Genomic DNA, 25,292 nt, shown 5'->3' on the forward strand with positions numbered 1-25,292 from the left:
GCCCGGCCCGACGCGTCCTCAGAGCCGGGGGTCCACCGGCTCCGACTCCAACGCCAGGACGGCGAAGACCGCTTCGTGGACCCGCCACAGCGGCTCCCCATCCGCGAGCCGGTCCAGGGCCTCCAGGCCGAGGGCGTACTCGCGCAGGGCCAGCGAGCGCTTGTGGCCGAGGAAGCGGCCGCGGAGGCGGTCCAGATTGTCCGGGCGGGTGTACTCGGGGCCGTAGATGATCCGCAGGTACTCCCGGCCGCGCACCTTGATCCCGGGCTGCACCAGGCGTCCCTTGGCATCCCGGACGAGCGCGCCGAGCGGCTTGACGACCATGCCCTCGCCGCCCCGGCCGGTCATCTCCAGCCACCAGTCGGTGCCCGCGCGGACGGACGCCTCGTCGGCGGTGTCCACGACGAGCCGCCGGGTGACCTGGAGCAGCCCGGTGGGGTCGTGCTCGACCAGCCGGTCCAGCCAGGCCAGCTGCTCGTCGTGCGGTACGGAAGCGAGGGAGCGGCCCTGTACGGCGAGGATCTGGAACGGCGCGAGGCGCACGCCGTCCAGCCCGTCGGTGCCCCAGCAGTAGCGCCGGTACGCCTCCGTGAACGCCGCCGCGTCCTCCGCCCGCTCCCGCTGCCGGTCCGCGAGCGCGCCCACGTCGACGCCGCGCGCGGCGGCCGCCGCGAGGGCCCCGGTGGCGGCGGGGAACACCGCGCCGGAGGCGGCGCCCACGGCCGCGTACTGCGAGCGGAGCAGGCCGCGCGCCTTCAGGGACCAGGGCATGAGCTCGGCGTCGAGCAGCACCCAGTCGGTACCCCACTCCTCCCAGAGCCCGGCCGCGGTCACGGCCGCGCGCAGCCGTCCGAGCACCGCCTCGGTGAGCGCGGAGTCGTCGAGGAACGGGCGTCCGGTGCGGGTGTACAGCGCGCCGGTGGGCCCGCCGTCGCCGGTGTCCGCGGTGCCGAAGCGCTCCCGGGCCGCGGCGGCGTCCTTGCAGACCAGCGCCACGGCGCGGGAGCCCATGTGCTTCTCCTCGCACACCACCTTCGCCACACCGGCCGCCCGGTACTCGCCGAAGGCCTCGGCCGGGTGCTCCAGGTAGCCGTCCTCGCGGGAGGTGGCGGTGGGCGCCATGGTCGGCGGCAGGTAGGGCAGCAGCCGGGGGTCGACCGCGAACCGGCTCATGACCTCCAGGGCGGCGGCCGCGTTCTCCTCGCGGACGGCGAGGCGGCCCATGTGCCGGGTCTCCACGATCCGGCGGCCCTGCACGTCGTCCAGGTCCAGCGGCCGGCCCTCCCGGCCCCCGGGCGCCTCCGTCTCCAGCGGCTTCACCGGCTCGTACCAGACCTGCTCCGCCGGTACGTCGACGAGCTCGCGCTCCGGCCAGCGCAGCGCGGTCATCTTCCCGCCGAAGACCGCACCGGTGTCCAGGCAGATGGTGTTGTTGATCCACGAGGTGTTGGGCACGGGCGTGTGGCCGTAGACCACGGCGGCGCTTCCCCGGTAGTCCTCGGCCCACGGGTAGCGCACGGGCAGCCCGAACTCGTCGGTCTCGCCCGTGGTCTCCCCGTACAGCGCGTGCGAGCGGACCCGGCCGGAGGTGCGGCCGTGGTACTTCTCGGGCAGCCCGGCGTGGCAGACGACGAGCCGGCCGCCGTCCAGCACGTAGTGGCTGACGAGCCCGTCGATGAACGCGCCGACCTGCTTGCGGAACTCGGAGTCCTTCGCGTCCTCCCGTTCCAGCTGCTCGACGGTCTCGGCGAGGCCGTGGGTGAGCTGGACCTTGCGGCCCTTGAGGTAGCGGCCGAGCTTGTTCTCGTGGTTGCCGGGAACGCACAGCGCGTTGCCCTCGGCCACCATCGACATCACGCGGCGCAGGACGCCGGGGCTGTCGGGGCCGCGGTCGACGAGGTCGCCGACGAAGACCGCGGTGCGGCCCTCGGGGTGGGCGCCGTCCACGTACCCCAGCTTGCCGAGGAGGGTGTCCAGCTCGGAGCTGCAGCCGTGGATGTCGCCGATGATGTCGAACGGTCCGGTGAGGTGGCGCAGGTCGTTGTAGCGGCGCTCCAAGACCACTTCGGCCTGCTCGACCTCGTCCTCGGAGCGCAGGATGTGCACCTTGCGGAAGCCCTCGCGCTCCAGGCCGCGCAGGGAGCGGCGCAGCTCGCGGCGGTGGCGCTGGATGACGTGGCGGGGCATGTCGGCGCGGTCCGGGCGGGCGGCGTTGCGGGCGAGGCAGACCTCTTCGGGCAGGTCGAGCACGATGGCGATGGGCAGCACGTCGTGCTCCCGGGCCACGCGTACGAGCTGGCGCCGGGCCTCCGGCTGCACGTTCGTGGCGTCCACGACGGTCAGCCGGCCGGCGGCGAGGCGCTTGCCCGCGATGTAGTGCAGGACGTCGAAGGCGTCCTTGCTGGCGCTCTGGTCGTTCTCGTCGTCGGCGACGAGGCCCCGGCAGAAGTCCGAGGAGATGACCTCGGTCGGCTTGAAGTGCCGCCGCGCGAAGGTGGACTTGCCGGACCCGCTGGCGCCGATGAGCACGACGAGGGAGAGGTCGGTGACGGGGAGGGTGCGGTGCGGGGCGCGCCCCGTGTCTTCGGTGGTCATGCGGTCTTCGGTGGTCATGCGGCTTTCGCCTCCTTCTGGGTCTCGTCGGTGGTGGCGGTGCCCGTCGTGAACACGGCCATCTGGGTGGGCGGGCCGACCTCGGGGTCGTCCGGGCCGATGGGCACGTACTCCACGGCGTACCCGTGCCGTGCGGCCACCTCCTCGGCCCAGGCCCGGAATTCGGCCCGGGTCCACTCGAAGCGGTGGTCGCCGTGGCGGGTGTGGCCGGCCGGAAGCGTCTCCCAGCGGACGTTGTACTCGACGTTGGGCGTGGTCACGAGCACCGTGCGGGGGCGCGCGGAGCCGAACACGGCGAACTCCAGGGCGGGCAGCCGCTCCGGGTCCAGGTGCTCGATGACCTCGCTGAGCACTGCGGCGTCGTATCCCTTGAGCCGCTTGTCCGTGTAGGTCAGGGAACCCTGGCGCAGCGTCACACGGGACGCCTGCCGCTCCCCCATCCGGTCCAGCTTCAGCCGGCGCGAGGCGATCGTCAGGGCCCGCACGGACACGTCGAGGCCGATGATCTCCGTGAAGCGCGGGTCCTTCAGCAGTGCCTGCACCAACTGGCCCTGTCCGCAGCCGAGGTCGAGCACCCGGCCCGCCCCGGCGGCGGTGAGCGCGGCCAGGATCGCGTCGCGGCGCTGGACGGCCAGCGGCACGGGACGCTCCTCGGTGTCGGAGCCCTCGTCCACGGCGTTGTCGACGCTCTCGACGTCGAGGTCGTCCGCCTCCGCGAGCCGCACCAGTTCCAGCCGCTCCATCGCCTGCCGGGTCAGCCCCCAGCGCCGCGCCAGATACCGGCTGGTGATGAGCTTGTGCTCGGGGTGCTCCGCCAGCCACCCCTCACCCGCGCGCAGCAGCTTGTCGACCTCGTCGGGCGCCACCCAGTAATGCTTGGCGTCGTCGAGGACCGGCAGCAGCACGTACAGCTGGCGCAGCGCGTCGGCGAGCCGCAGCTCGCCTTCGAGCACCAGCCGTACGTACCGCGAGTCGCCCCACTCCGGGAACGTCTCGTCCAGCGGTACGGCCTCCACCTCCACCCGCGTCCATCCGAGCGGACCGAAGAGCTTGCGCACCAGCTCGGCACCACCACGGGCCGGCAGGGCGGGCACTTCGATCCGCAGCTCCATGGGGGCCGCCGCCCGCTCGGGCATCGCCTTGCAGGCACCGCTCAGCGCGGACTTGAAGACGGTGCTCATCGCGACGGACAGCAGCGAGGATGCCGCGTAGGGGCGGTCGTTGACGTACTGCGCGAGCGCCGCGTCGGGCGCCCCGCCCCGGCCCTTGCCCTTCCCCTTGCGCACCAGCGCGATGGGATCGACCTCCAGCAGCAGAGCCGCCGTGCACCGCTCCGCGGACGCCTCGGGATAGAAGACGTGCGCGGTGCCATGGGAGGTGGAGAACGCCTGCGCCCGCTCGGGATGCTTGTGCAGCAGAAACCCGAGGTCGGTGGCGGGACGTTCCGGGGAGCCGGTTGTACTGATCGTCAGGAACACACGTTTGAGTATGATCCGCCCGCCCTTCCCCCACCAGGCAATTTCCCGGGGCCCCTCCCCCTCCCCCGCCCCTTCCCCTCCCGCCTCCTTCCCCTCCCGCCCCACCCACTGCCGCGTCATCCGGCTCCCAGGCCGCCTCCCACCCCTGCCAGCTCAGCGATCGTTGCCGGCCCGACGCGACAGCACCCGCCCACCAACCGGGCGCCCGCCTCCTCCCAGGCCGCCCGCCGGGCCGGGGTGAACGTGGCCGCCCCGCTCCACGCACCCGACGCCGCGTCCCAGTGCTCGCCGCTGTTCGGGTAGACCACGGCCGGCTTCCCGGTCGTCCGGACCGCCGTCCGCGCGGCGGCCTCCGCGTCGGCGGGGTCGCAGCAGTTGACGCCGACCGCGATCACCTCGTCGTGCCCCCGGGCCAGGGCGAACGCCTCGTCCAGCGGCTGCCCGGCCCGGGTCCGGCCCCCGGCGACGGTGTAGGAGAGCCACACCGGCAGCCCGTACTCCCCCGCCACCCGCAGCAGCGCCCGCGCCTCGTCCATGTCCGGCACCGTCTCCAGGGCCAGCGCGTCCGGCCCGGCGGCGGCCAGCGCCTCGATGCGGGGGCGGTGGAAGCGCTCCAGCTCCCGGACGGTGAGCCCGTAGCGGCCCCGGTACTCCGCTCCGTCCGCCGTCACCGCCCCGTACGGGCCGACCGAGGCCGCGACCCAGACGTCCCGCTCCACCGTGCCGGCCGCCCGGCGGGCCAGCTCCACGCTGCGGGCGAAGAGCGCGGCCGCCTCGTCCCGCCCGATTCCGCGCCGCTCGAACCCCTCGTGGCTCGCCTGGTAGCTGGCCGTGATGAGCACCTGGGCCCCCGCCCGCACGTACGCCGTGTGGGCGGCCTCGATCTGCCCGGGTCCGTCGGCGAGCAGCCGGGCGGACCACAGCGCGTCGGACAGATCGCAGCCCTGGGCCTCCAACTGGTTGGAGAGCCCGCCGTCGAGCAGGACCGTGCCCTCGGCCAGCGCGGCGGCCAAGGGCCGGCCGGGTCCCGGTGTCATCGCGGCCCCGCTCTCAGCCCAGCTGGGACTGGACCTGGGACGAGATCAGCTCCAGGTGGTCCAGGTCGTCCAGGTCGAGCACCTGGAGGTAGATCCGCGACGCCCCGATCGCCGCGAACCGACCGATCTTGTCGACCACCTCGGCGGGCGACCCCGCGAGCCCGTTGGCCTTCAGCTCGGCCACGTCCCGGCCGATGACGGCGGCCCGGCGCGCGACCTCCGCGTCGTCCCTGCCGACGCAGACGACCAGCGCGTTGGAGTACACCAGGTCGTCCGGCTTGCGGCCCGCCGCCTCGGCCGCCTCCCGGACCCGGCCGAACTGCTTCTCGCTGTCCTCCAGCGAGGCGAACGGGATGTTGAACTCGTCCGCGTACTGGGCGGCGAGGCGCGGGGTGCGCTTCGCACCGTGGCCGCCGATGAGCACCGGGATCTTGGACTGGGCCGGCTTGGGCAGCGCCGGCGAGTCCGTCAGCTGGTAGTACGTGCCGTCATAGCTGAACGTCTTGCCGACCTCGGTCGCCCACAGCCCCGTGACGATCGCGAGCTGCTCCTCCAGGCGGCCGAACTTCTCCTTCGGGAACGGGATGCCGTACGCCTTGTGCTCCTCCTCGAACCAGCCCGCGCCCAGGCCCAGTTCGACCCGGCCGCCGGACATCTGGTCGACCTGCGCGACCTGGATGGCGAGGACGCCGGGGAGCCGGAAGGTGCCCGCCGTCATCAGCGTGCCGAGGCGGATGCGCTTGGTCTCGCGGGCCAGCCCTGCCAGCGTGATCCAGGCGTCCGTGGGGCCGGGCAGGCCGTCGCCCTGCCCCATGCGCAGATAGTGGTCGGACCGGTAGAAGGCGTCGAAGCCGAGGTCCTCGGTGGCCTTGGCGACGGTCAGAAGGGTGTCGTAGCTCGCGCCCTGCTGGGGCTCGGTGAAGATGCGAAGATCCATGCCTCCATCCTGCACCCGCGCACGCCGCCCGCGCGCGTACCGCTCACTGAATGCCGGTCACCGGACCCACCGGGCCGTGCAGCACGCCGTGCGGGCCGTCCCGCTCCCGGCCGCGCTCCAGCTCCTCGCGCCGCTCGCGCTCCCGCTCGTCCAGCAGCCGGAGCATGGAGCGGACCCGGTCGGTCGACTCGTCGGCGGCGTCGATCGCCTCCATGCACTGCCAGTACAGGCCCTGCTCATCGGTCTCGCAGGCCACCCCGACCAGGGCCATACCGACCTCCCCGAGCAGCGCGGCGAGGCCCGTCAGCGCCGCGCGGGGATCGGTGACCTCGGTCAGCCGCGCCGCGCGGGCCACCCCGGCGCGGGCCGCCGGGTGGTCGAGCGCGCCGCTGGTCCGGCCCCCGATCTCGCTGAGGGCGCCCGCCTCGGCCCGCAGCTCCTTGGGACCGGCCGCCGCCAGCCGGCTGCCGACCGCCTGGGCCAGGGCCTGCGCCTGCCACGCCTCGGCGATGATGTCCGGTGTGCCCCGGCTCTGCGCCAGCGCCTGCCTGATGACCGCTACCAGCCGTTCCGCTTCCATCGACTTCCCCCGTTCGATGCGAAAACCCGCTCGTCGCCTCGGAAAACCCGCTCACCACGTTCATTACCCACAGTGAGGGCGACCGCACCGAAACGCCAGAGGATTTCGGAAATCTGTGGACACTCAATCGAATGTGAACAAGTCGATCACTCCGAAGAGTGACGATCTTGGTCGCCCGTTGATCCGGGGACCGGAAAGCGCGACTCATTCCGTTCGATCTTGGCCGCGAGCGCCGAAAGGACGTCGATCCCCAACGCCTCGCAGAGCTGGAGGAGATAGGCGAGCACGTCCGCGACCTCGTCCGCCACGCGGGGCGCCGTCTCCGGGTCCTCCATGACGCGAGCCGACTGCTCGGGCGTCAGCCACTGGAAGATTTCCAGGAGTTCGGCGGCCTCCACGCTCAGCGCCGACGCCAGGTTCTTCGGGGTGTGGTACTGCCCCCAGTCGCGCGCGTCCGCGAAGGCGGCCAGCCGCCGCTGGAGGGTCTGTACGTCGAGTTCGGTCACCTGCTGTTCCTAAGCCCCCGGCACCCCGGCCGCCGTGACGCCCTCGACCTCCATACCGGCGGGCGACAACAGGAAGACATTGCGGTCCACCCGGTGCATGCCGCTGCCGAGCCCAAAGACGACACCGCTGGCGAAGTCCAGGATGCGCTTGGCCACATCGGCCTCCGCGCTGGTCAGGTCGAGCAGCACCGGCACCTGGGCGACCAGGTACTCCGCAACCTCGCGGGCGTCGGCGAACACCTGGACCCGCAGCACGACCATGCGCCGCTGCTCGACCGGTTCCGGCTCGTCCCGGACGGAGCGGTGGTCCACCCGGGAGGGCCACTCGTTGCGGCTGCGCAGCGGTACGACCTGGGCCAGCCCCTCCCACTGCTCGTCCGTGACATCGTACCTGTCGTACCTGCTCACCGGACCACCCCGTCCGCACATCGGTCGGCGTTGTGCCGGCTGCGCTCACTGTTCATCGGGCGATTGTCCCCTCCCTCACCCGTTCGGCCTACGAGCGACACGGCTCAGGTAGCGATTGCCGCCGCCGGAATCACGTCCGAGGGCTCCGCGACCGTGATGGCGCCGCTCGGGGCGGTGGTGGTGTCCAGCGGGGTGAAGCGGATCGGGAGGTGGGCCAGCGCGCGGTGGAACGGGCCCGGCCGCCACAGCAGTTCGTCGGGCGCCACGGCGAGCCGCGCGTCGCACAGGAGGCTGGTGAGCTGTTCGATGGCGGTCATCGCGATGAGCAGGGCCGGCTGCTTGGCGGGGCAGCGGTGGGGCCCGGCCGACCAGGCGAGGTGCGCGCTGGCCCCGGACCGGAATCCGTCGTCGGTGACGGGCGGCGGGGACTGGGAGTTGGCGGCGGCGAAGGAGACCAGGACGAGCTGTCCGGCGCGCAGCCGGACGCCGTGGAACTCGGTGTCGTGGCGCGGGTAGTGGGCCGCCAGGTTGGCGATCGGCGGGTCGCGCCACAGCACCTCGTTGATCGCCTCATGGGCGGTCATCGCGCCGCCGTGCAGGGAGCCCGCGTAGCGTTCGTCGGTGAGCATGTGGAGCGTGGCGTTGCCGATGAGGTTGGTCATCGGGTCGTTGCCCGCGCTCATCACCAGGGTGATCTGACGTACCGTCTCGTCGTTGTCGAGCCCCGCCGGGTGGGCGAGGAAGTACGAGGTCAGGTCGCGGCGCGGCCGGGCGCGCCGGTCGGCGACGAGCCGGGTGACGACGTCGACCAGGTCGGCGTACGCGGCGGCGGCGTCGGCCGCCGAGTTCATCATCCCGGCGACCCCGTCCACGATGCGTTCGCCGTCCTCGGGGTCGGCGCCGAACCAGGTGACGAAGATGTGCATGGGGAGCCGGCGGGCGTACTGGGCGATGAGGTCGCCGCTGCCGGTGGCGGCGAACCGGCCGATGAGCTGGCGGGCGACCCGGGCGACCTCGGCGCGCAGGATGTGCGGTTCGATCAGCGCGAGGCTGTCGTTGATGGCTTCGCGGTAGCGGGCGTGCACCGCGCCGTCGCTGAACAGGGCGGTGGGGCGGTGGCCGAGCACGGGCAGCACGGGCGAGTCCGGCGCGATGGTCGCCTGCCAGGCGCGGGGGTCCTTGCTGAAGGTGTGGGTGTCGCGGAGCAGGTCGATGGCGGCCTGGTAGTCCGTGACGAGCAGTGCCTCGACGTCGGGGGCGATCCGCACCGGTGCGAGCGGCCCGTGCGCGCGCAGGGCGCGGTAGTGGCCCTGGGGGTCGGCCGCGAAGGCCGGGCCGAACAGCGCGAGGGGCTGCGGCGGTGGTGCGTACGTGGTCATGAGGCGTCCTCGGGCTGCGGCATGCGGGTCAGCACGTGTTCGGCGAGTGCGATCAGGGCGTCGATGCTGCCGCGCCGTTCACGCGCGTCGCACTGGACGAGCGGGGTGGTGTCGTCCAGGTCGAGGTGGGTGCGCAGGACCTCGTCGGTGTGTGCGGGGGCGTCGGGGAAACGGTTCACCGCGACGGCGTACGGCAGTCCCTGCTCCTCGACCATGTCCATCACGGCGAAGGAGTCGGCGAGCCGCCGGGTGTCCACGAGGACGAGCGCGCCGAGGGCGCCGCGCGCGATGTCCTCCCACAGCGGCAGGAACCGTTCCTGGCCGGGGGTGCCGAACATGTAGAGGACGAGGTCGTCGGGGACGGTGAGGCGGCCGAAGTCGATGGCGACCGTGGTGGTGGTCTTGTCGGGGAGTCCGGCGGTGGAGTCGACGCGGGTGCTGGACTGGGTCATGGCCTCCTCGGTGTGGAGGGTGGCGATCTCCGAGAGGGTGCGGATCAGGGTGGTCTTGCCCACGCCGAAGGGACCCGTGACGACGAGTTTCATCAGGGTCCGGGCGGCGGCCGGCAGATAGCCGACGCCGGTCCGGTCAGGGGAGGGAGCGGAGTCCATCGAGCAGCCTCTCGACAAGCGACCTGTCGATCTGCCCGGCACTGGGTATCGGCGGTCGGGTGAGCAGTAGTCCGGTGGCCGCGAGGTCCGTGGCCAGGAAGACGGTGGCACTGACCGGCAGGTCCAGGTGGGCCGCGCACTCGACGACGGTGAGGGCACCCGGTTCCAGCAGGTCGCAGAGTCTGCGGGCCTGGGTTCCGGCGTCGTCGGGCACGGGCGCGTCGGTGCGTACGAGGACGGCGAGCCGGTCGAGGGCGGGGCCGGCGGGGCGGGACCGGCCGCCGGTGACCAGATAGGCGGGGATCAGACGGCGTGCTGGGCCGGGGGTCATGGCCGGGCGGCGGTGTCCGATTGGCGGGCGGGTGCGTGCATCGCCCGGGTGAGCGCGGTGACCTGCACCTGCATCTGGTAGGCGATGTCCCCGAGTTTGGCGCCGGGTTCGGCGAACAGGGCGAGGGTGGTGTTGCGCCCGGCCGGTACGACGATGGCGAAGCCCAGGTCCGACTCGACGACGGTCTGGGCCAGTTGCGGGGCCTCTGCGTCGGTGAAGGCGGTCGTGAAGGCGCGGGCGGCGGCGTGCAGGGTGGCGGTCATCGCGGCGACCCGTTCGCCGGAGGCCCGGTCGAGGCCGGGGGACGCGCCTTCGACCAGGCCGTCGCCGGTGGCGACCACCGCGTGCTGGACTCCGGGCAGCTCAAGCAGCGGGGTCAGCACCCATGCGAGGTCGCCTGAGGTGGGGCTGGGGGCGCTCACTTCTCGTCGTCTCCTTGGTCGTCCTGGTGGTCGGGGGCGCCGGTGTCCGGTGCGGGGGTCCGCCCGGTGACGCTCCTGCCGTTGAGGGTGCCCTGTTGGAGGGCCGCCCAGGAAGCCCCTGCCGCCTCCGGAGTACGGGAGGGCTGCGCGGCGCCCGGTTCGGCGGGCCGGGCGGCGGTGGCCGGGGCGGGTGTGCGGCGCGGCGCCCGCCGGCGCCGGCTGGGCAGTCCGGTGGGCTCGGCGGCGTCCGGTGCGGGGGTGTCCGTTCCGGCCGGGGCGGGCTGGGCGGGGGCGGCGGCCGGCACGGGTGCGGGGGCGAGGGCGGAGAGGTTCCGGTCCTCGTCCAGCACGGTGAGCAGGTGGGCCGGGACGCGCAGGATCGTCCGCATGCCGCCGAACGGGGACGCCTCGATGTGGCACTCGAAGCCGTACTGCACGACGAGCCGGCCGACGACCGCGAAGCCGGTCTGCGGCGGGTCGCCGAGCTCGGTGAGCAGGACCTCGGCGGGTCCGGTGAGCAGGGCGCGGGCCCGTTCGAGGGCGTCCTCGTCCATGCCGATGCCCGCGTCGTCCACGACGAGGAACGCGCCCCGGCCACCGCTCTGCTGGACGGTGACCTGGACGTCGGTGTCGGGGTGGGAGTACGCGGTGGCGTTGGCGAGGAGTTCGGCCAGGGCGATGGCGAGGGGTTCGGCGGCGCGGGCGGCGAGCGCGAGGCGTTCGTCGCGCAGGTGGTTGGAGACCTTGATCCGCTCGTAGCCGGCGACGCGGGACTGGGCGCCGAGGACGATCTCGACCAGGGGCGAGTTCTGGCGGGCGAGGCCGGGCCAGGCGTCGCACAGGACGGCGGTGGACTGGGTGCGGCGCAGCGCGAGTTCGTTGCGGAAGTCGAGCTGGAGGATGCGCGGGTCGTCGTACTCGTGCTGGAGCTCGTGCAGCAGCTGCTGGGACTGGTTCAGCAGGGACTGGATCTTGGCGGAGGTGCCGCGCATCGCGGCGCGGGCCGCCGCGTCGACGCGACCGCGCTCCTCCAGGACGGCGGTCCGCGCGGCCTGGACGGCCTCGGTGAGCAGGAGGGCGGCGCCGCCGTCGACCTCGGCCGCCTCGCGCAGTCCGGGGACGGTGGCGCTGGGGTGGGAGAGGGCGAGGGCGGCGGCGGGTATCCGTCTGCGCGCGAGCTGCCGGATCTCGTCCAGGAGGGCCGCGGTGCGGGCCTCGGCGGCCTTGGCCTGGCGTTCGGCGAGTTCGGCGCGGGTGACGGCCTGCTGCTCCAGGAGGCCGGTCCGGTAGGCGCGCGAGAAGCCCGCCACCGCGGCGGCGACGGCGATCAGTGCGACGATCCATGCCATGCCGTTACCGCGTTTCTCTCGTCGGGTCGGTCCGCCGGTGCGCGCGGGGCGGGACCGCGCGGTCAGCCCGCGCTGCCTGCCGGCTCACTGACCTGCTCCACTTCGTGTGCGACCGCGGCGACGTCGGTCATGACCTGGACGACGCTGCGCCGCTCCGAGCCGTCGAGCTGCCGGTATTCGCTGCCGATGGTGACCACCAGCCGCTCGGGCAGGCCGAGTCCGGGGTAGCGGCCCTCGGCGATGACCCGGCGGGCCGCGTCGATGGAGGGGACGCCGGCGGCGTGCAGGGCGTGGGCGCGCTCCTGGATGTATTCGAGGTACGTGATGTGCTCGCGGACGCCGTTCCGGTCGAGGACGGGCCCGTGGCCGGGGACGATCGTTTCGGCGCCGGTGGCCAGTACCTGTTCGCAGGCGCCGATGATGTTGCTCAGCGGGCCTTCCCAGTGGATCGGGTGGTCGCCGGGCTGCTCGGCGGACGAGGAGAAGATGATGTCGCCGCTGAACACGGTGGACTGGGCGGGCAGGTGGACCATCAGGTCGCCAGTGGTGTGCGCGGGTGCGAGCGAGGTGATCTGCACCGGGTAGTCGCCGAGGCTCAGTTCGAGTTCGCCCGTGAAGTAGGTGGTCGGCCGGACGGGATCGGTCTGCGACCAGTCGAACGGGCCGAAGTGGCGGGCGAGGTAGGCGCCGAGCGGGGTGGCCGGGTCGCCGCCGGTGACGAGCGCGTGCTGCTGCTGCGGCGAGGGCTCGTAGTGGATGTGCTCCCTGGCCTCGCGGGTCACGATGATCTCGGCGTCCGGGAGCACGCCCGCGCCCCAGAAGTGGTCGCCGTTGGCGTGCGTGACGATCACCCGGTCGATGGTGACGCCGTCGGGCAGCCGCTTGGTGGACTCGGCGAGGAACTGGCCGGCGAGCACCGGGTCGTACGGCGTGTCGATCCACAGCGCGCCACGGGACGAGACGAGCAGGCCGCAGTTGGCCAGCCCCCAGCCACGCTTCGGCGGGAGCCAGGCGTACAGGCCCCTGCCAAGGTCAACGACATCCCCACCCGTGATCGACATGGACGCGATTATGCCGACCGGTTTCCGGTCGCGCGTTCGAACCCGGCCAGATGGGCACGTGATTGGCTTGAAATAGACCTTGACCCGCCGTACGGGCAGCCGGGCGGTGACCGTACGACACCACTTCGGGCCGCCTTCGTCATCATTACGGGATACGGCGCCGTCAAACCGGAAGGGGCTGATTACCCACTGAGCATGGCCGAAAACAGATGCAGAAAGGTCCCCGGCGCGACCGCGTGGAGCGGTGCGCCGGGGACCCGTGGGTCAGCCGTCAGGAACGGACCTGGCCGCGTTCGAAGTACGCGACCAGCTCCGGGTCGAGCGGCGGCACCTCGTGGGGTGCGCCGCCCTCGCGCAGGGAGCGGGTCGCGAGGACACCGGCGGCGACGCTCATCCGGGCGGCGACCGGGGAGGTGTCGGTGAGTCCCCCTTCGCGGGCGAAGCGGACGAACTCCTGCATGATCCGGCTGTCGCCGCCGCCGTGGGAGCCCTTGGCCTCGGGCACCCGGTAGGTGATGTCGGCGTCGGCACGGTAGCCGCTGGGGCCGGTGTTCCAGACCTTGACCTCGTCGCCGGGGCCGTCGCCGAAGTTCTCCAGCCGGCCCTCGGTGCCGATGACCGTGTAGTTGCGCCAGTAGTCGGGGGTGAAGTGGCACTGCTGGTAGGCGGCCACGACACCGTTGTCCAGCTGCATGTTCATCACCGAGACGTCCTCGACGTCGACGATGTGGTGCAGGTCCTTGCGGGCCGTCGGCGGCCAGTCGAACTCGCGCAGCCAGTTCTCGGGGCGCGGGGTGTCCGGCTCGCGGCGCGGCAGGTTCCCGTAGACGAGCAGGTCGCCGAGGGCGTTGACGCGCTGCGTGTAGCCGCCGGCCAGCCAGTGCAGCACGTCGATGTCGTGGGCGGCCTTCTGGAGGAGCAGACCGGTGGTGCGGGTGCGGTCGGCGTGCCAGTCCTTGAAGTAGTAGTCGCCGCCGTAGCCCACGAAGTGGCGCACCCAGACGGCCTTGGGCTCGCCGATGTCGCCGCGCGCGATGATGTCGCGCATCAGCCGGACGACGCCCATGTGGCGCATGTTGTGGCCGACGTAGAGCCGGGTGCCGGTCTCGTACGCGGCGCGCAGGATGTTGTCGCAGCTCTCGACGGAGATGCCGAGCGGCTTCTCCACGAAGACCGCCTTGCCCGCGCGCAGGGCGTCGATGGCGATGGTCTCGTGGGTGTCGTCCGGGGTCGCGACGATGATCGCGTCCAGGTCGTCCCGGCCGAGGAGCAGCTTGTAGTCCTCGACCGCGATCTCGGCGCCGAAGCGCTCGGCCTCGCGGCTGCGCACCTCCGGGTCGAGGTCGCAGACAGCGGTGATCGCAGACCCCTTGCCGGGGTGGTGGGCCGACATCGCGATGGACCGGCGCAGGCCGAGCCCGATGACGCCGATTCGCAGGTCTGACACGGGAGTCCCTTCAGTTGGTGCGGGTCGTGCGGGCGGAGGTTACTTGCCGGCGAGCGACGCCTCGAACTCGGCGCGCATCTTGTCGCCGCCGCCGGAACGCCACTTGCGCAGCCCGTCCTGGAAGGCGGAGACCGGCTTGCGGCCGGCGACGATGTCCAGCTGGAGGTCGCTCATGGCGGTGGTGAGCGAGGGGCTCTTGCTGGTGGACGTGTCCGAGAAGTGGCCGCTCGTCGGGTTGGTCTGGGCGATCTTGAGCAGTTCCTCCTGCCAGCCGTGGATCTTGCCCGCCAAGTCGCCCTGGCCCGGCAGGTAGACGTACTCCGGCCCGGCGGCGAGGAACGCCAGCGGCATCGCGGTGGTGACGGCCTCGGAGTTGCCCTTGGACGTGAGCTTGACGTCGCCCTTGGCGGTGCGGTTCCAGTGCTTGCCCTCGATGCCGTTGTCGAGGAAGAGGCGCTCCTCCGTACCGAAGGGGGCGGCCAGGTAGTCCAGGACGCGCAGCAGCATCTTGACGCGCTTGTCGTCGGCCTTCTTGTTGATCGCGGTGTAGCCGACGGAGCCGTAGCCCATGCTGTAGCGCGGCGTGGCGCCTTCCTTGCCGGCGAACGGCACGATGACGCCGAACGGGAAGTCGTACGTCTTGGCGTCGACCAGGAAGCTGGGGAAGGACTGGACGTAGGCGCCGAGGGAGCCCTGGGCCATCTTCTCCATGGTGGTGCTGAGGTTGGGGTCCGGCCAGAAGAGCTTGGCCTCGGCGCACTTGACGGCGAAGGCCAGGGCCTCCTGGTATTCCTCCGTCTCGTACTGGTGCGTGAGCTTGCCGCCTTCGAGGCGCCAGGCCGCCGGGGCGCCGAACCACTGGGCGAACTGGCCGATGTGGTTCACGTACGCCGGTTCCAGGACGTACTTGTTGCGCTTGACGTCCAGCAGTTCCTTGCCCTTGGCGAGGAAGTCCTCGGCGCTGGTGAACTCGGCGCCGCCGACCGGCTTCCAGAAGTCCTGGTTGACGACGTAGACCTGGCCCATCGAGCCGTAGGCGACGGTGACGCCGCGGATCTTGCCGTTGACGACGGCGGTCTTCCAGGCGGTGGTCGGCAGGTTCGCGAGGTTCGGGTACGCCTTGACCGCGTCGCCCGAGAGGTAGGGGGTGAGGTCGTGGAACTTGGCGTCCAGGAGCTCGGGCACGCGCTGGATGCCCTGGTTCGGCGGGAACCAGACCAGGTCGGGTATGTCGCCGCCGGCCATCATCGCGTTGAACTTCTGGAGGTACGCGTCGACGCCCTGGTCCACGACGATCGTCATGTCGAACCGGGCACCGAGGCGCTTGTTGAGCTCCTGCCAGTAGCCGTTCTTGGCCTGCGGCGGGGCGGGGGTGGTGAACGTCTCGGTGAGGGCGGTGATGCGGCTGCCGTCGCCGGGGGTCTTCGCGACGGACTTGGTGAGCTTCGTCGGGTAGCGCAGGTAGGTCGCGTCGAGGCCCGCCGCATTGCCCGCGAGGTCGGCGGGGGCGGTCTGGGCCGCCACGTACGTCGGGAGCTTGAGCTTGGCCGACGCCTTGGCGCCGCCCTTGCTGACGGTGGCGCCGCTGCCGCAGGCGCTCAGGGTCGTCAGACCCGCGACGGTGAGGCCGGCGATTCCCGCGGCGCCCATGAAACCGCGTCGGGACAGGTGGGTGGACATGGGGCTCCTTCAAGTGGGTGGCGTGCGGGGCGGTGGTGCGGGGCGGGCGGGTCAGCCCTTGATCGCCCCGGTGAGGACGCCCTTGACGAAGAACTTCTGCAGGAAGGGATAGACGCAGAAGATGGGCACGATCGCGATGATCAGCACGGCCATCTGCAGCGAGGTCGCGGGCGGGATGGAGTGGACGCCCATCGCGGAGGCGTTGATGCTCTGCCCGTTGAGGACGTAGCTCCGCAGGATCACCTGGATGGGGAACTTGCCGGAGTCGTTGAGGTACAGCACCGCGTTGAAGAAGCTGTTCCAGTACCCGACGGCGTAGAACAGGCCGACCACGGCGAGGACCGCCTTCGACAGCGGGAGGACGATCCGGAAGAGGACCGTGACCTCTCCGGCGCCGTCGATGCGTGCCGCGTCGTACAGCTCTTCCGGAATGGACTGGAAGAACGAGCGGACGACGACGATGTTGAAGGCGTTCAGCAGGACCGGAAGGATCAGTGAGGCGTACGTATCCAGCATGTGGAACTGCTGGACGGCGAGGTACGTCGGGATGATGCCGGGTGCGAAGAGGAACGTGCCGAGCACGAGCAGCAGGATCGGCTTGGCGAGGACCGTGCCCGGCCGCGAGGTGCCGTACGCGATCATCACCGTGCAGGCCAGGCTGAGCGCGGTCCCGATCAGCGTGATGAAGATGGACACCACCGCGGCCCGGGTGACCACGCCTCCGGACAGGATGACGCGGTACGCCTCCAGCGTCGGGTGGTGCGGGATCAGCACGTAGCCGCCGTTGGCGTTCAGCTCCTCGCGGCCCGCGAGGCTGGTGCCGATGGCCAGGACGAATGGGTAGAGCACGATCACGGTGAGCACGATGAGCGCGAGGCCCTTGGCGCCCTGCCCGTACCAGTGCGGGCGCTCCATCCACGGCGGGCGGCCGTTGGACTTGCGGGGGCGGGGCGTGGCCCCGGACCGGGCGGCGCGCAGCCTGGTCGCGACGGACTGACTCATCGGTACACTCCCTGCTCGCCGAAGCGGTGGGCCAGCTTGTTGGCGGCGAGGATGAGGGCGAATCCGATGACGCCCTTCATCAGTCCGGCGGCGGTGCTCATGCCCCAGTCACCGTCCACGACGCCGTGGAAGTAGACATAGGTGTCCATGACCTCGGCGGCGTCCGGGCCGACGGCGTCGCGCTGGAGCAGGATCTGCTCGAAGCCGACCGAGAGGATGTCGCCGAGCCGCAGGATGAGCAGCATCAGGATGACCGGCCGGATGCCCGGCAGGGTGATGTGCCAGATGCGGCGCATCCAGCCGGCGCCGTCCATGGCGGCGGACTCGTACTGGCCCATGTCGATCGAGGCGATGGACGCCAGGAAGATGATCGTGCCCCAGCCGCAGTCCTTCCAGATGGCCTGCGCGGTGATGAGGAACTTGAAGGTCCCCGGGTCGGTCATCACGTTGCCGATGCTGACCCCGTGCTCCATGAGGAGCGTGGTGACCGATCCGGCGCCGCCGAGCACCTGCTTGAACATCGCGACGACGACGACCCACGACAGGAAGTGCGGCAGGTAGACGACGGTCTGGATGAACCGCTTGATCTTCTCGCTGATGAGCGAGTTGAGCAGCAGGGCCAGGGCGATCGGCGCCGGGAAGTACAGGAGGAGCTGGATGGCCGTGATCTGGAGGGTGTTGGACACCGCGCTCCAGAAGTCGGGCTCGGCCAGCAGCGCGGTGAAGTTCGCCATCCCGACGAACGGGCTCTGCTTGAAGCCCAGGAACGGCTGGTAGTCCTGGAAGGCGATGACGTTGCCCGCGAGCGGCAGGTAGAAGAAGAGCGCGAAGTACAGCACGCCGGGAAGGCAGAAGAGCAGGAGCGCCTTGTCCCGCTTGAGGCGTTGCCGGAGCGGCTGCCGTATTCGGTTCTTCCTGCCCTTCCTCCCTGCGGGGCGTTCCGCGTCTTCCGGTTCGCGGGGCTGCGGCACGGGCGGCCGCGCAGCTGTGACCGGCGTGTTTGCCATCGTCACAGGCACCTCCAGGGCTGATGGAGCGAGAGAACGTCCCGCATACGTGGAGGGCGGCGCGCGCTTCGGGGAAGCGCGGCCGCTGCCTCTTCGCGGCGACAGGCACATAGTTCACGACCGTGCGGCCATATGGCAAGAGTTGTTCATTTCGCAGAGGTAACGAACATCTATGGGCAGGCAAAAGTCGCCCCATGTGGCACAACTGGGCGCCACAGATACGGCAATCGCCACATATGGGACACTTGGCGTTCGCGAAATCGCATCGGAATGCACTGTTTCTCCGTCAGAACCAGCCATCCAGTGCGTGGTTGTGCTTGAACGTGCACACTTCACGCACGGTCAGGCCTCCTGAACCGGTTTGGGTGTGCGCGAAAAAGCGGGCCGCCGCGCAGTGTGCGCACGGCGGCCCGCTGGGGGTACGGCGAGGGGTCAGACGGCGATGACCGTGACGCCGGCCTCGGTGAAGCGGGCGGACGCCTCGGGGGCGATGCCCCGGTCGGTGACCAGGAAGTCGACCAGGGAGAGGTCGCAGACCCGGGCGAAGGCCCGCTTGCCGATCTTCGAGGAGTCGGCGGCGACCACCACGCGCTGGGCCTGCTGGGCGAGCAGCCGGTTGATGCTGGCCTCGCCCTCGTGGTGCACGTACGCGCCGCGCACGGTGTCGATCGCGCTGACGCCGAGCACGGCCACGTCCAGCGTTATCTCGCCGAGCACCCCGCTGGCCAGCGGGCCGGTCAGCTCGTACGACTGGGGCCTGGCGACCCCGCCGGTGACGACCATCTTGATCTGCGGCCGGATCACCAGCTCGTTGGCGATGTTGAGGGCGTTGGTCACCACCGTCAGCGTCGGCTGCCCCGCTCCGCCACCGGCTCCTTCGCCCACCAGGTCCGCGCGGACGGCGAGCGAGCGGGCGACCTCGGTGATGGTGGTGCCGCCGGTGAGGCCGACCACCTCGCCGACCGCGACGAGTTCGGCGACGGCCCGGCCGATGGCCTGCTTCTCCGGGGCGTTGCGCCCCGTTTTGTACCGGAGGGCGAGCTCGTAACTGACGCCGTGGGCGATCGCGCCGCCCCTGGTCCGGGTGAGCAGTTGCTGCTCGGCGAGCTGGTCCAGGTCGCGCCGGATGGTCGCGGCCGAGACGTCCAGCGTCTTCGCGGCATCCTCGACATCCACCCGGCCGTGCTTACCTACGAGTTCCAGCAGTGCGTTCCACCGGGCATCCCTGGACAAGACGGTTCTCCTCACAGGTCCGGGCTGCGGGCGCCCATCCCCTTGGGCGCGATCACCGGACAGGGCGCAAGCGTCGCACAAGGCTCCGGCGAGTCAAGCCCCGTGCACACGGAATGCTTGATAATGCTCGCTCATCGCGGGTAGCGTGCGTAAACGAGCATCCCACCACCACCACGGAGTGCAAAAGTGTCATTTGTCGAGATCGAGATCGCCAGTCAGCCGGAGTGCTGGCGCCGCGCAGCGGAGCTGGCACCGAGTCACGCGGCCGCGCTGCCCGCGGCCGGCGAGCGCGTCGCCGTCGTCGGCTGCGGCACCTCGTTCTACATGGCTCAGGCATACGCCTCGCTCCGTGAGGAGTCCGGGCAGGGCGAGACCGATGCCTTCGCCGCGTCCGAGTTCCCCGCCGGCCGCCGCTACGACCGGGTCGTCGCGCTCACCCGCTCCGGCACCACGACCGAGGTCCTCGAACTCCTCGGCCGGCTGAGCGGCACCACGCCCACGGTGGCCCTCACCGCCGACCCGCACACCCCGGTGATGACGGCCGCCGACGCGGTCGTCGTCCTCGACTTCGCGGACGAACAGTCCGTCGTCCAGACCCGGTTCGCCACCACGGTGCTCACGCTGCTGCGCGCGCACCTCGGTCTGCACACCGACGCCGTGGTCCGTGACGCGGAGCGGGCGCTCGCCGAGCCGCTGCCGGAGGGCCTGGTGGACCGTACGCAGTTCACGTTCCTCGGGAGCGGCTGGACGGCCGGGCTCGCCAACGAGGCGGCGCTCAAGATGAAGGAGGCGTCGCTCTCCTGGACCGAGTCGTACGCCGCGATGGAGTACCGCCACGGGCCGATCTCCATCGCCACCGACACGACCGCCACCTGGATGTTCGGCGCCGCGCCCGAGGGGCTGCGCGAGCAGCTCCTGGAGACCGGTGCCCGCTGGGTGGAGACCGACCTGGACCCGCTGGCCGACCTGGTCCGCGTCCAGCGCCTGGCCGTGGCCCGCGCCACCGCGCGCGGCCTCGACCCGGACGTCCCCCGCCACCTGACCCGCTCGGTGGTCCTGGCGGACGCCTGATCGGGGGCGTTGCCCCCGAACCCCCAGTCCTCAAACGCCGGACGGGCTGAAACACAGCCCCGCCGGCGTTTGAGGCGCGGGGTGGGGACAGTCGGCCGGAGCCTCCGTCAGGACTCCTCGAAGTGGGTGTCCAGGACCGCGTCGAAGCCCTCGGTCCACTCCTTGAGGCTGCCGCGCGACGGCGCCTCGACCTCGCCGTTGAACCAGCGCTGGGACGACAGGTGGACGGTCACCGTGAACCGGCGGCCGAAGCGGGCCGGCTTGAGCTCGACCGCGCCGATCTCGTCCCAGCCGAAGTCCGCCTGCTGGTCGTCCAGCGTGAACCGGACGCCCTGGGGCCCGGCCGCGATCGAGCCGCGTCGGTCGCTCACCTCGAACGAGGGCCCCTCGGCGGCCTCTTCGTCGGTTTCCTCCTGCTCTTCCTCGTCCTCCTCCTGCGCCACGGGCGCCTCGTCGGCCGGCTCGGGGACAGCGTCCGCGACGGCGGGCTCCTCGGTGGTCTCGTTCTCCGGCTCCTCCTCCACCGCTTCCGCGGGTCGGGGGGCCGTGAGACCGGGGATGTACGCCGGGTCGGTCCCTGCGGCGTACGCGGGCTGGGTCTTCGGGTCTATGCGCTGCTCCACGGCGGGCAGTATGGCCGACGAACCTGTACGGGGCCAGTAAGACCGTGTCGGGGGACGGGCCCGGGCCGCCCGGCCCGCCCCCCGGCGCGGGGCCCCGCGCCCCGCCTCAGCCGGTGGCGCAGACCTCCTCACCCAGCGAGAAGGCCTTCGGTGCGGTGTTGCCGCCCGTCAGCGTGCCCGTGAAGCCGAAGCCCGCGGACGCGCCCGGCGCCACCCGGCCGTTCCAGGAGACGTTGGTGGCCGTCACCTTCGCCCCGTCCTGAGCGGCGGTCGCGTTCCACGCCTGGCCGACCTTCTGGCCGTCCGGGAAGGTCCAGGCGAGCTTCCAGCCGTTCAGCTCCGTGCTGCCCGTGTTGGTGAGCGTCACATCGGCCTGGAAGCCGCCGGACCACTGGTTGGTGACCTTGTACGTCACCGAACAGGCCGCGTCACCGGGGTCGGTGCCGGGATCGGTGCCGGGGTCCGTACCCGGGTCGGTACCGGGATCCGTGCCCGGGTCCGTACCGCCCCCGTCACTGTCCGAGGAGTCGCCGTACATGATTCCGCGCCCGTTGGTGGACACGTACACCCGGCCGAAGACGCGCGGGTCGCCCGTGATCGCGGCGCCGGTCCAGCCCCACTGGTGGGCGTCGTCGTTGATGCGGGTCCAGGACGCGCCCGCGTCGGTCGACCGGAAGATCCCGCGCACCCCGCCGATCTTCGCCGAGACGAAGAGCGTCTGGTACGAGGCGCCCGCGGCCGCCTTGCCGAAGCCGACGGAGTCCGCCTCGCCGACACCGCTCAGCTTCGTGAAGGTCGCCCCCGAGTCGGTCGAGTGCCACAGGCCGTACGCGCCCGTCGTGGCGCCGCCCGCCAGCCAGATGTCGCCCTCGGCGCCGGGGACCGCCTTGAAGCGGACGTTGCCCTCGGTGGGCAGGCCGGTCGACGCCTTGGCCGTGAAGGTCGCGCCGCCGTCCGTGGAGACGTAGAAGGTGCCGGCCTTGAACCCGTAGAACTTCTTCGGGTTCTTCCGGTCCGACTCGACGGTCGCGCCCTGCGGTATCCCCGTGGACGCCGACCACGAACTGCCGTACCCGGTCGTCCGATACACCCCGGCGCCCTCGGGGCTCCAGACGAAGCCGCTCGCGTCGGCCGCCGCCGCGACCGTGCCGCCGCCGGTCACCCCGGACGGCTCGGAGCCCTGGAACCAGTTGGAGCCGTTGTCCGTCGAGAAGCCGATGTGCGGGGCGGCGTCGGCGCTGCCGACCCGGACCACCGTGTTCGGGCTGCTCTCGGCGAAGTCGATGCTCGTGGTGGAGGTGAGGTTGGGCGAGGTGAACATCATGTCCGGCACGGCGTCGAGATCGGTGTGCCGGAAGCCCCCGATGTCACCGAGCGCGCTGAGCAGCGGCGCCCCGGACGGCGGGCTGGCCAGGTCGTTGACGGCGGTCTCCTCCAGGCCCTTGACCATCGGGGTGATCTTGAACTGGTTGCCCGAGTCCCAGTTGGTGAGGTTCTCGGTGCCGTAGATCGTCGCGCCGGTCCCGTACATCATCCGGTTCGAGTCGAACGGGTCGATCTCCAGCGCCTCCGTCATCCAGCCCAGCTTCGGCGTGGTCTCCGGCGGCGTCGGGTTGGCGCCCCAGGTCAGCCACGGCACCGAGGACACGTCCTGGGTGAAGCGGTTGGAGCGGTTGGGGTAGCTGGTGTAGTCCCACGCCTGGGTCCAGGTCGCGCCGCTGTCGGTGGAGCGGAAGATCTGGGTGTCCGGCCACCAGGAGCTGTACGCGGTCGCCATCACCGTGCCGGGGTGCTGCCGGTCCACGGTGAGCCCGCTGAAGCCGTAGTAGGTGTCCGCCTCGGCGACCGGGCTGACGTCCTTCCACTCCCCCGTCGCCGTGGTGTACCGCCAGATCCGGCCCTTGCCGCCGTCGTACGGGCCGCCGGTGTCGCTCAGGGTCAGATACAGGTAGCCGTTGTCGGAGTCGAGTACGCCCTTGTGCGCCAGGTATCCGGTCGGCTGGCCGGCGATCCGCGACCAGGTGGTCCCGCCGTCCGTGGAGCGGTAGACGGTGTTCTCCTTGTCGGCGACCCCGACGTAGATGTCCTGGGTCGCGCTGCCCGCGCTGCCGGTGCGCTCGTCGAACGTCACCCAGACGATGCCCTGGTTGTCGTTGCCGTAGCCGCTGGTGTCGGTGGGGTCCTGGGAGTAGTTCCCCGGGTTGGGGAAGGCCGTCACCTCGGACCAGGTGGCGCCCGAATCGGTGGACCGCCAGAGGCCGTTGCCGCTGGGCGCGCCGAGGTACAGCACGGAGTTCTTGTTCGGGTCGACCGCGAGGCGTTCGCCCATGCCCCGGCCCGGCATGTTGCCGCCGAGCTTGAAGGGCAGCGTGCTCGCCTTCCAGGTCGCGCCCCGGTCCGAGGAGCGCAGCACGGCGCCGTTGGTGGGGTCCCAGTCGTTGGTGTACGTGCCCACGGCGGCGTACACCTTGTCCGGGTCGACGGAGTCCGAGGCGAGGCTCACCACGCCGGTCCAGCCCCAGTGGTCCCAGTCCACCCAGTCCAGCAGCGGCGTCCACCGCTTGCCCGATTGGTCCCAGCGGTAGGCGCCGCCGATGTCGGTGCGGGCGTAGGCGAGGTTCTTCTCGGTCCGGTTGAAGACGATCCCGGGGACGAAGCCACCGCCGTCGATGCGGACGTTCTTCCAGTCGTACGTGTCCGCCGCGAGGGACACATCGGATGCCTGGGCGGCGGGCGCGGCGTCGCTGTCCTTCGCCGACGCCGGGGCGCCGGCGGCGAAGAGCCCGGCGGTGAGGGTGAGTGCCGCCACCAGGGCAGCGAAGGGTCTTGCGCTTCTGCGCACGGAAACGTCTCCTCCGAACAGGGCCGCCGATAAAGGCGGTCAAGGGCGTGAACGGACGTGGGAGCGCTCCCATTTCGCGTCCCGATGGTAGCGGCGCCACCCCTCCGGGAGAAGGGTGGGCGCAAAGTTCATCGGATGACTTCCGGCGCGTCGGGGCGACTGATGCGGGGCCTCCACCGGCCCCGCGCGCGTCAGTACCAGCCAGCCGACCCGGGCGGGTCGCAGACTTCGAGTACGACCTCGCCGGAGACGGAGGTGCGGCCGCCGACCGGACGCACCCGGTCGCCGACGTTCACCAGGTGCGGGGCCGCGCCCACGATCCGGCAGCGGTAGACGAAGCCTTCGGGGAAGCGGACCAGCGACTCGTTGCGCATGATGCGCGAGTAGCGGTTGACGACGTTGGAGCGGATGACCACGCCGTGGCCGTCGCTGTGTTCGGATTCGAGGTCGCTCGACGCGCAGACGGGGCAGAGGAGTTTGCGGAAGGAGGCGGTGTGGCACCAGCGGCACACCTGATAGACGAGCCCTTCCTGGCTGGTGTGCGCTTCCGCCGCTTCACGGGTCGGCCGCCCCATCACGTCGGTTCCGGTACTGAACACGTTCCGCCTCCCGCGCTCGACTCGGTGCGCCGCAGCTTCGACGACAGCACATCGGCACCGTATGGCACTTAGTTCCAGGAGTAAAGGCACTGAGTGCCGCGAAGTGCGGATGCGGCTCCCGCAGGGGCCGTCAGGCGGTGCCGAGGGCGGACTCGATGTGCTGCACCACGCGCCACATCGGTGCACCCTTGCGCGCGACCATGACGATCACCTCGTCGTCGCTCACGGAGGAGGAGACGGCGGCGGGCCCGGGCTCCGTCGCGACCGCGACGGGCCGCGCCTCCGCCCCGCCCCACACCGTGCGCACGAGTTCAAGGGCCCGGTCCACCTCGGCCCCCGCGTCGCCCTTGCCGCCCGAACGCAGCCAGGACCGCAGCCCGTTGTTGTGCGCGGCGACGACCGAGGCGGCGATCACCTCGGCGCGCAGCGCGGCGTCGGGCCCGGCGTCCGGGTTCTCGGCCCAGCGCCGCTCCAGATAGCCGGCGAGGGTCCGCTCGTAACGGCGCACCACGGAGAGCTCGTACGTGCGGAGCCCGGGCACCTCGCGGGTCAGCCGGTAGCGCTGTACGGAGAACTCGGGCTTCTCCGCGTACATCCGCAGCACCAGCCGGGCCCCGTCGCACACCGTGGCGACCGGGTCCGTGCCGTCGGCGTCCGCCAGGAAGGCGGTCATGTCCGCGAGGCACCCCTCGTGGTCGGGGAAGACCGCGTCCTCCTTGGAGGGGAAGTAGCGGAAGAAGGACCGCCGCCCCACCCCGGCCCGCGCGACGATGTCGTCCACCGTGGTCCGCTCGAACCCGCGCTCCAGGAAGAGCGCGAAGGCCGCCTCGGCGAGCACGTCACGCATGGGGGGCTTCTTGGCCGGCCGGCGGTCTTCGGTCATGCCGGAAACGTAACACCGAAACCGGCCGCCCGACACTGGGTACCTTTACGAAGGGTACTGAGTGCCATAGGATTCCCGCAGGACACCACCAGGTACAGGGAGAGCCGGCGTGAGCTTGAGGATCGTTGTCACTGTGAAGTACGTGCCCGACGCGACCGGTGACCGGCATTTCGCCGATGACCTGACGTTGGAC

The 25,292-nt window shown here is 71.4% G+C and carries 23 protein-coding genes and 1 pseudogene; 2 read left to right on the top strand and 22 right to left on the bottom strand.

Annotation, left to right across the window (positions count from 1 at the left end; all coding sequences use genetic code 11):
• Window positions 1–18 precede the first annotated feature (18 nt).
• The 18 genes from ACIQZN_RS33610 to ACIQZN_RS33695 form a co-directional block, all read right to left on the bottom strand.
• The gene (locus ACIQZN_RS33610) at window positions 19–2,595 is read right to left on the bottom strand and encodes a polynucleotide kinase-phosphatase (protein ID WP_404002327.1); all 2,577 of its coding nucleotides are present in this window, start codon (window positions 2,593–2,595) and stop codon (window positions 19–21) included.
• A gap of 14 nt (window positions 2,596–2,609) precedes the next feature.
• Window positions 2,610–4,091: a 3' terminal RNA ribose 2'-O-methyltransferase Hen1 gene (locus ACIQZN_RS33615; RefSeq protein WP_404002263.1), complete on the bottom strand. Its 1,482-nt coding sequence runs from the start codon at window positions 4,089–4,091 to the stop codon at window positions 2,610–2,612.
• Window positions 4,092–4,207: 116 nt separating this feature from the next.
• Window positions 4,208–5,128: a homocysteine S-methyltransferase gene (gene mmuM / locus ACIQZN_RS33620; RefSeq protein ID WP_404002265.1), complete on the bottom strand. Its 921-nt coding sequence runs from the start codon at window positions 5,126–5,128 to the stop codon at window positions 4,208–4,210.
• Window positions 5,129–5,141: 13 nt separating this feature from the next.
• Window positions 5,142–6,065: an LLM class F420-dependent oxidoreductase gene (locus ACIQZN_RS33625; protein WP_404002268.1), complete on the bottom strand. Its 924-nt coding sequence runs from the start codon at window positions 6,063–6,065 to the stop codon at window positions 5,142–5,144.
• Between the two features lie 43 nt (window positions 6,066–6,108).
• On the bottom strand, window positions 6,109–6,645 hold the full coding sequence (locus tag ACIQZN_RS33630) for a DUF6099 family protein (RefSeq protein WP_404002271.1): 537 nt from the start codon (window positions 6,643–6,645) through the stop codon (window positions 6,109–6,111).
• 146 nt (window positions 6,646–6,791) lie between these two features.
• Window positions 6,792–7,151, bottom strand: a complete 360-nt coding sequence (locus ACIQZN_RS33635) for a nucleotide pyrophosphohydrolase (RefSeq protein WP_404002274.1) — start codon at window positions 7,149–7,151, stop codon at window positions 6,792–6,794.
• Between the two features lie 9 nt (window positions 7,152–7,160).
• Complete coding sequence (locus tag ACIQZN_RS33640; RefSeq protein WP_404002277.1) at window positions 7,161–7,559, bottom strand: cell division protein SepF; 399 nt, start codon at window positions 7,557–7,559, stop codon at window positions 7,161–7,163.
• 104 nt (window positions 7,560–7,663) lie between these two features.
• The gene (locus ACIQZN_RS33645) at window positions 7,664–8,938 is read right to left on the bottom strand and encodes a cytochrome P450 (RefSeq protein WP_404002280.1); all 1,275 of its coding nucleotides are present in this window, start codon (window positions 8,936–8,938) and stop codon (window positions 7,664–7,666) included.
• Window positions 8,935–9,549, bottom strand: coding sequence for a GTP-binding protein (locus ACIQZN_RS33650; RefSeq protein WP_404002283.1), 615 nt, complete (start codon window positions 9,547–9,549; stop codon window positions 8,935–8,937). Before ACIQZN_RS33650 ends, ACIQZN_RS33645 begins: the two co-directional genes overlap by 4 nt.
• The gene (locus tag ACIQZN_RS33655) at window positions 9,527–9,880 is read right to left on the bottom strand and encodes a DUF742 domain-containing protein (RefSeq protein WP_018105822.1); all 354 of its coding nucleotides are present in this window, start codon (window positions 9,878–9,880) and stop codon (window positions 9,527–9,529) included. The genes ACIQZN_RS33650 and ACIQZN_RS33655 overlap by 23 nt, the downstream gene beginning before the upstream one ends.
• Entirely contained in the window at window positions 9,877–10,302 is a 426-nt protein-coding gene (locus ACIQZN_RS33660; RefSeq protein WP_328902912.1) for a roadblock/LC7 domain-containing protein, read from the bottom strand. Before ACIQZN_RS33660 ends, ACIQZN_RS33655 begins: the two co-directional genes overlap by 4 nt.
• The gene (locus ACIQZN_RS33665; RefSeq protein ID WP_404002287.1) at window positions 10,299–11,651 is read right to left on the bottom strand and encodes an ATP-binding protein; all 1,353 of its coding nucleotides are present in this window, start codon (window positions 11,649–11,651) and stop codon (window positions 10,299–10,301) included. Before ACIQZN_RS33665 ends, ACIQZN_RS33660 begins: the two co-directional genes overlap by 4 nt.
• 62 nt (window positions 11,652–11,713) lie before the next feature.
• Entirely contained in the window at window positions 11,714–12,712 is a 999-nt protein-coding gene (locus tag ACIQZN_RS33670; RefSeq protein ID WP_404002290.1) for an MBL fold metallo-hydrolase, read from the bottom strand.
• Window positions 12,713–12,983: 271 nt separating this feature from the next.
• Window positions 12,984–14,159, bottom strand: a complete 1,176-nt coding sequence (locus ACIQZN_RS33675) for a Gfo/Idh/MocA family protein (protein ID WP_404002293.1) — start codon at window positions 14,157–14,159, stop codon at window positions 12,984–12,986.
• Window positions 14,160–14,198: 39 nt separating this feature from the next.
• Window positions 14,199–15,839 carry a hypothetical protein gene (locus ACIQZN_RS33680; protein WP_404002295.1) on the bottom strand — a complete coding sequence of 547 codons (1,641 nt, stop codon included), beginning with the start codon at window positions 15,837–15,839 and terminating at the stop codon, window positions 14,199–14,201.
• Between the two features lie 51 nt (window positions 15,840–15,890).
• On the bottom strand, window positions 15,891–16,841 hold the full coding sequence (locus ACIQZN_RS33685) for a carbohydrate ABC transporter permease (RefSeq protein ID WP_404002297.1): 951 nt from the start codon (window positions 16,839–16,841) through the stop codon (window positions 15,891–15,893).
• Window positions 16,838–17,848, bottom strand: coding sequence for an ABC transporter permease (locus ACIQZN_RS33690; RefSeq protein ID WP_404002300.1), 1,011 nt, complete (start codon window positions 17,846–17,848; stop codon window positions 16,838–16,840). Before ACIQZN_RS33690 ends, ACIQZN_RS33685 begins: the two co-directional genes overlap by 4 nt.
• A 432-nt stretch (window positions 17,849–18,280) precedes the next feature.
• Window positions 18,281–19,081 (bottom strand): DeoR/GlpR family DNA-binding transcription regulator, encoded by an 801-nt coding sequence (locus tag ACIQZN_RS33695; RefSeq protein WP_404002303.1) that lies wholly within the window; start codon window positions 19,079–19,081, stop codon window positions 18,281–18,283.
• 186 nt (window positions 19,082–19,267) lie between these two features.
• On the opposite strand from ACIQZN_RS33695, the gene ACIQZN_RS33700 reads away from it, so the two are divergent.
• The gene (locus ACIQZN_RS33700) at window positions 19,268–20,152 is read left to right on the top strand and encodes an SIS domain-containing protein (protein WP_404002306.1); all 885 of its coding nucleotides are present in this window, start codon (window positions 19,268–19,270) and stop codon (window positions 20,150–20,152) included.
• Window positions 20,153–20,259: 107 nt separating this feature from the next.
• Here ACIQZN_RS33700 and ACIQZN_RS33705 read toward each other — a convergent pair whose 3' ends face one another.
• The 4 genes from ACIQZN_RS33705 to ACIQZN_RS33720 all read right to left on the bottom strand — a co-directional run bounded on the left by ACIQZN_RS33705 (window position 20,260) and on the right by ACIQZN_RS33720 (window position 25,099).
• On the bottom strand, window positions 20,260–20,775 hold the full coding sequence (locus tag ACIQZN_RS33705; RefSeq protein WP_404002308.1) for a hypothetical protein: 516 nt from the start codon (window positions 20,773–20,775) through the stop codon (window positions 20,260–20,262).
• A gap of 106 nt (window positions 20,776–20,881) precedes the next feature.
• A complete protein-coding gene (locus ACIQZN_RS33710) occupies window positions 20,882–23,617 on the bottom strand; it encodes a cellulose binding domain-containing protein (protein WP_404002311.1) in 2,736 nt (911 codons plus the stop codon).
• A gap of 191 nt (window positions 23,618–23,808) precedes the next feature.
• The gene (locus ACIQZN_RS33715) at window positions 23,809–24,216 is read right to left on the bottom strand and encodes a Zn-ribbon domain-containing OB-fold protein (RefSeq protein WP_404002314.1); all 408 of its coding nucleotides are present in this window, start codon (window positions 24,214–24,216) and stop codon (window positions 23,809–23,811) included.
• Window positions 24,217–24,346: 130 nt separating this feature from the next.
• Window positions 24,347–25,099, bottom strand: a complete 753-nt coding sequence (locus ACIQZN_RS33720; RefSeq protein WP_404002317.1) for a TetR family transcriptional regulator — start codon at window positions 25,097–25,099, stop codon at window positions 24,347–24,349.
• 109 nt (window positions 25,100–25,208) lie between these two features.
• Here ACIQZN_RS33720 and ACIQZN_RS33725 point away from each other — a divergent pair.
• Window positions 25,209–25,292, top strand: a pseudogene (locus ACIQZN_RS33725) (electron transfer flavoprotein subunit beta); the annotation flags it as partial.

This window comes from Streptomyces sp. NPDC097595 (assembly GCF_044761525.1).
Lineage (GTDB): Bacteria > Actinomycetota > Actinomycetes > Streptomycetales > Streptomycetaceae > Streptomyces > Streptomyces drozdowiczii_A.

Bases quoted from the DNA above. Each gene is read 5' to 3' on its own strand.
- ACIQZN_RS33610 (WP_404002327.1), bottom strand. From the start codon at position 2,595: ATGACCACCGAAGACACGGGGCGCGCCCCGCACCGCACCCTCCCCGTC.
- mmuM (WP_404002265.1), bottom strand. From the start codon at position 5,128: ATGACACCGGGACCCGGCCGGCCCTTGGCCGCCGCGCTGGCCGAGGGC.
- ACIQZN_RS33625 (WP_404002268.1), bottom strand. From the start codon at position 6,065: ATGGATCTTCGCATCTTCACCGAGCCCCAGCAGGGCGCGAGCTACGAC.
- ACIQZN_RS33630 (WP_404002271.1), bottom strand. From the start codon at position 6,645: ATGGAAGCGGAACGGCTGGTAGCGGTCATCAGGCAGGCGCTGGCGCAG.
- ACIQZN_RS33645 (WP_404002280.1), bottom strand. From the start codon at position 8,938: ATGACCACGTACGCACCACCGCCGCAGCCCCTCGCGCTGTTCGGCCCG.
- ACIQZN_RS33650 (WP_404002283.1), bottom strand. From the start codon at position 9,549: ATGGACTCCGCTCCCTCCCCTGACCGGACCGGCGTCGGCTATCTGCCG.
- ACIQZN_RS33655 (WP_018105822.1), bottom strand. From the start codon at position 9,880: ATGACCCCCGGCCCAGCACGCCGTCTGATCCCCGCCTATCTGGTCACC.
- ACIQZN_RS33665 (WP_404002287.1), bottom strand. From the start codon at position 11,651: ATGGCATGGATCGTCGCACTGATCGCCGTCGCCGCCGCGGTGGCGGGC.
- ACIQZN_RS33670 (WP_404002290.1), bottom strand. From the start codon at position 12,712: ATGTCGATCACGGGTGGGGATGTCGTTGACCTTGGCAGGGGCCTGTAC.
- ACIQZN_RS33680 (WP_404002295.1), bottom strand. From the start codon at position 15,839: ATGTCCACCCACCTGTCCCGACGCGGTTTCATGGGCGCCGCGGGAATC.
- ACIQZN_RS33685 (WP_404002297.1), bottom strand. From the start codon at position 16,841: ATGAGTCAGTCCGTCGCGACCAGGCTGCGCGCCGCCCGGTCCGGGGCC.
- ACIQZN_RS33690 (WP_404002300.1), bottom strand. From the start codon at position 17,848: ATGGCAAACACGCCGGTCACAGCTGCGCGGCCGCCCGTGCCGCAGCCC.
- ACIQZN_RS33720 (WP_404002317.1), bottom strand. From the start codon at position 25,099: ATGACCGAAGACCGCCGGCCGGCCAAGAAGCCCCCCATGCGTGACGTG.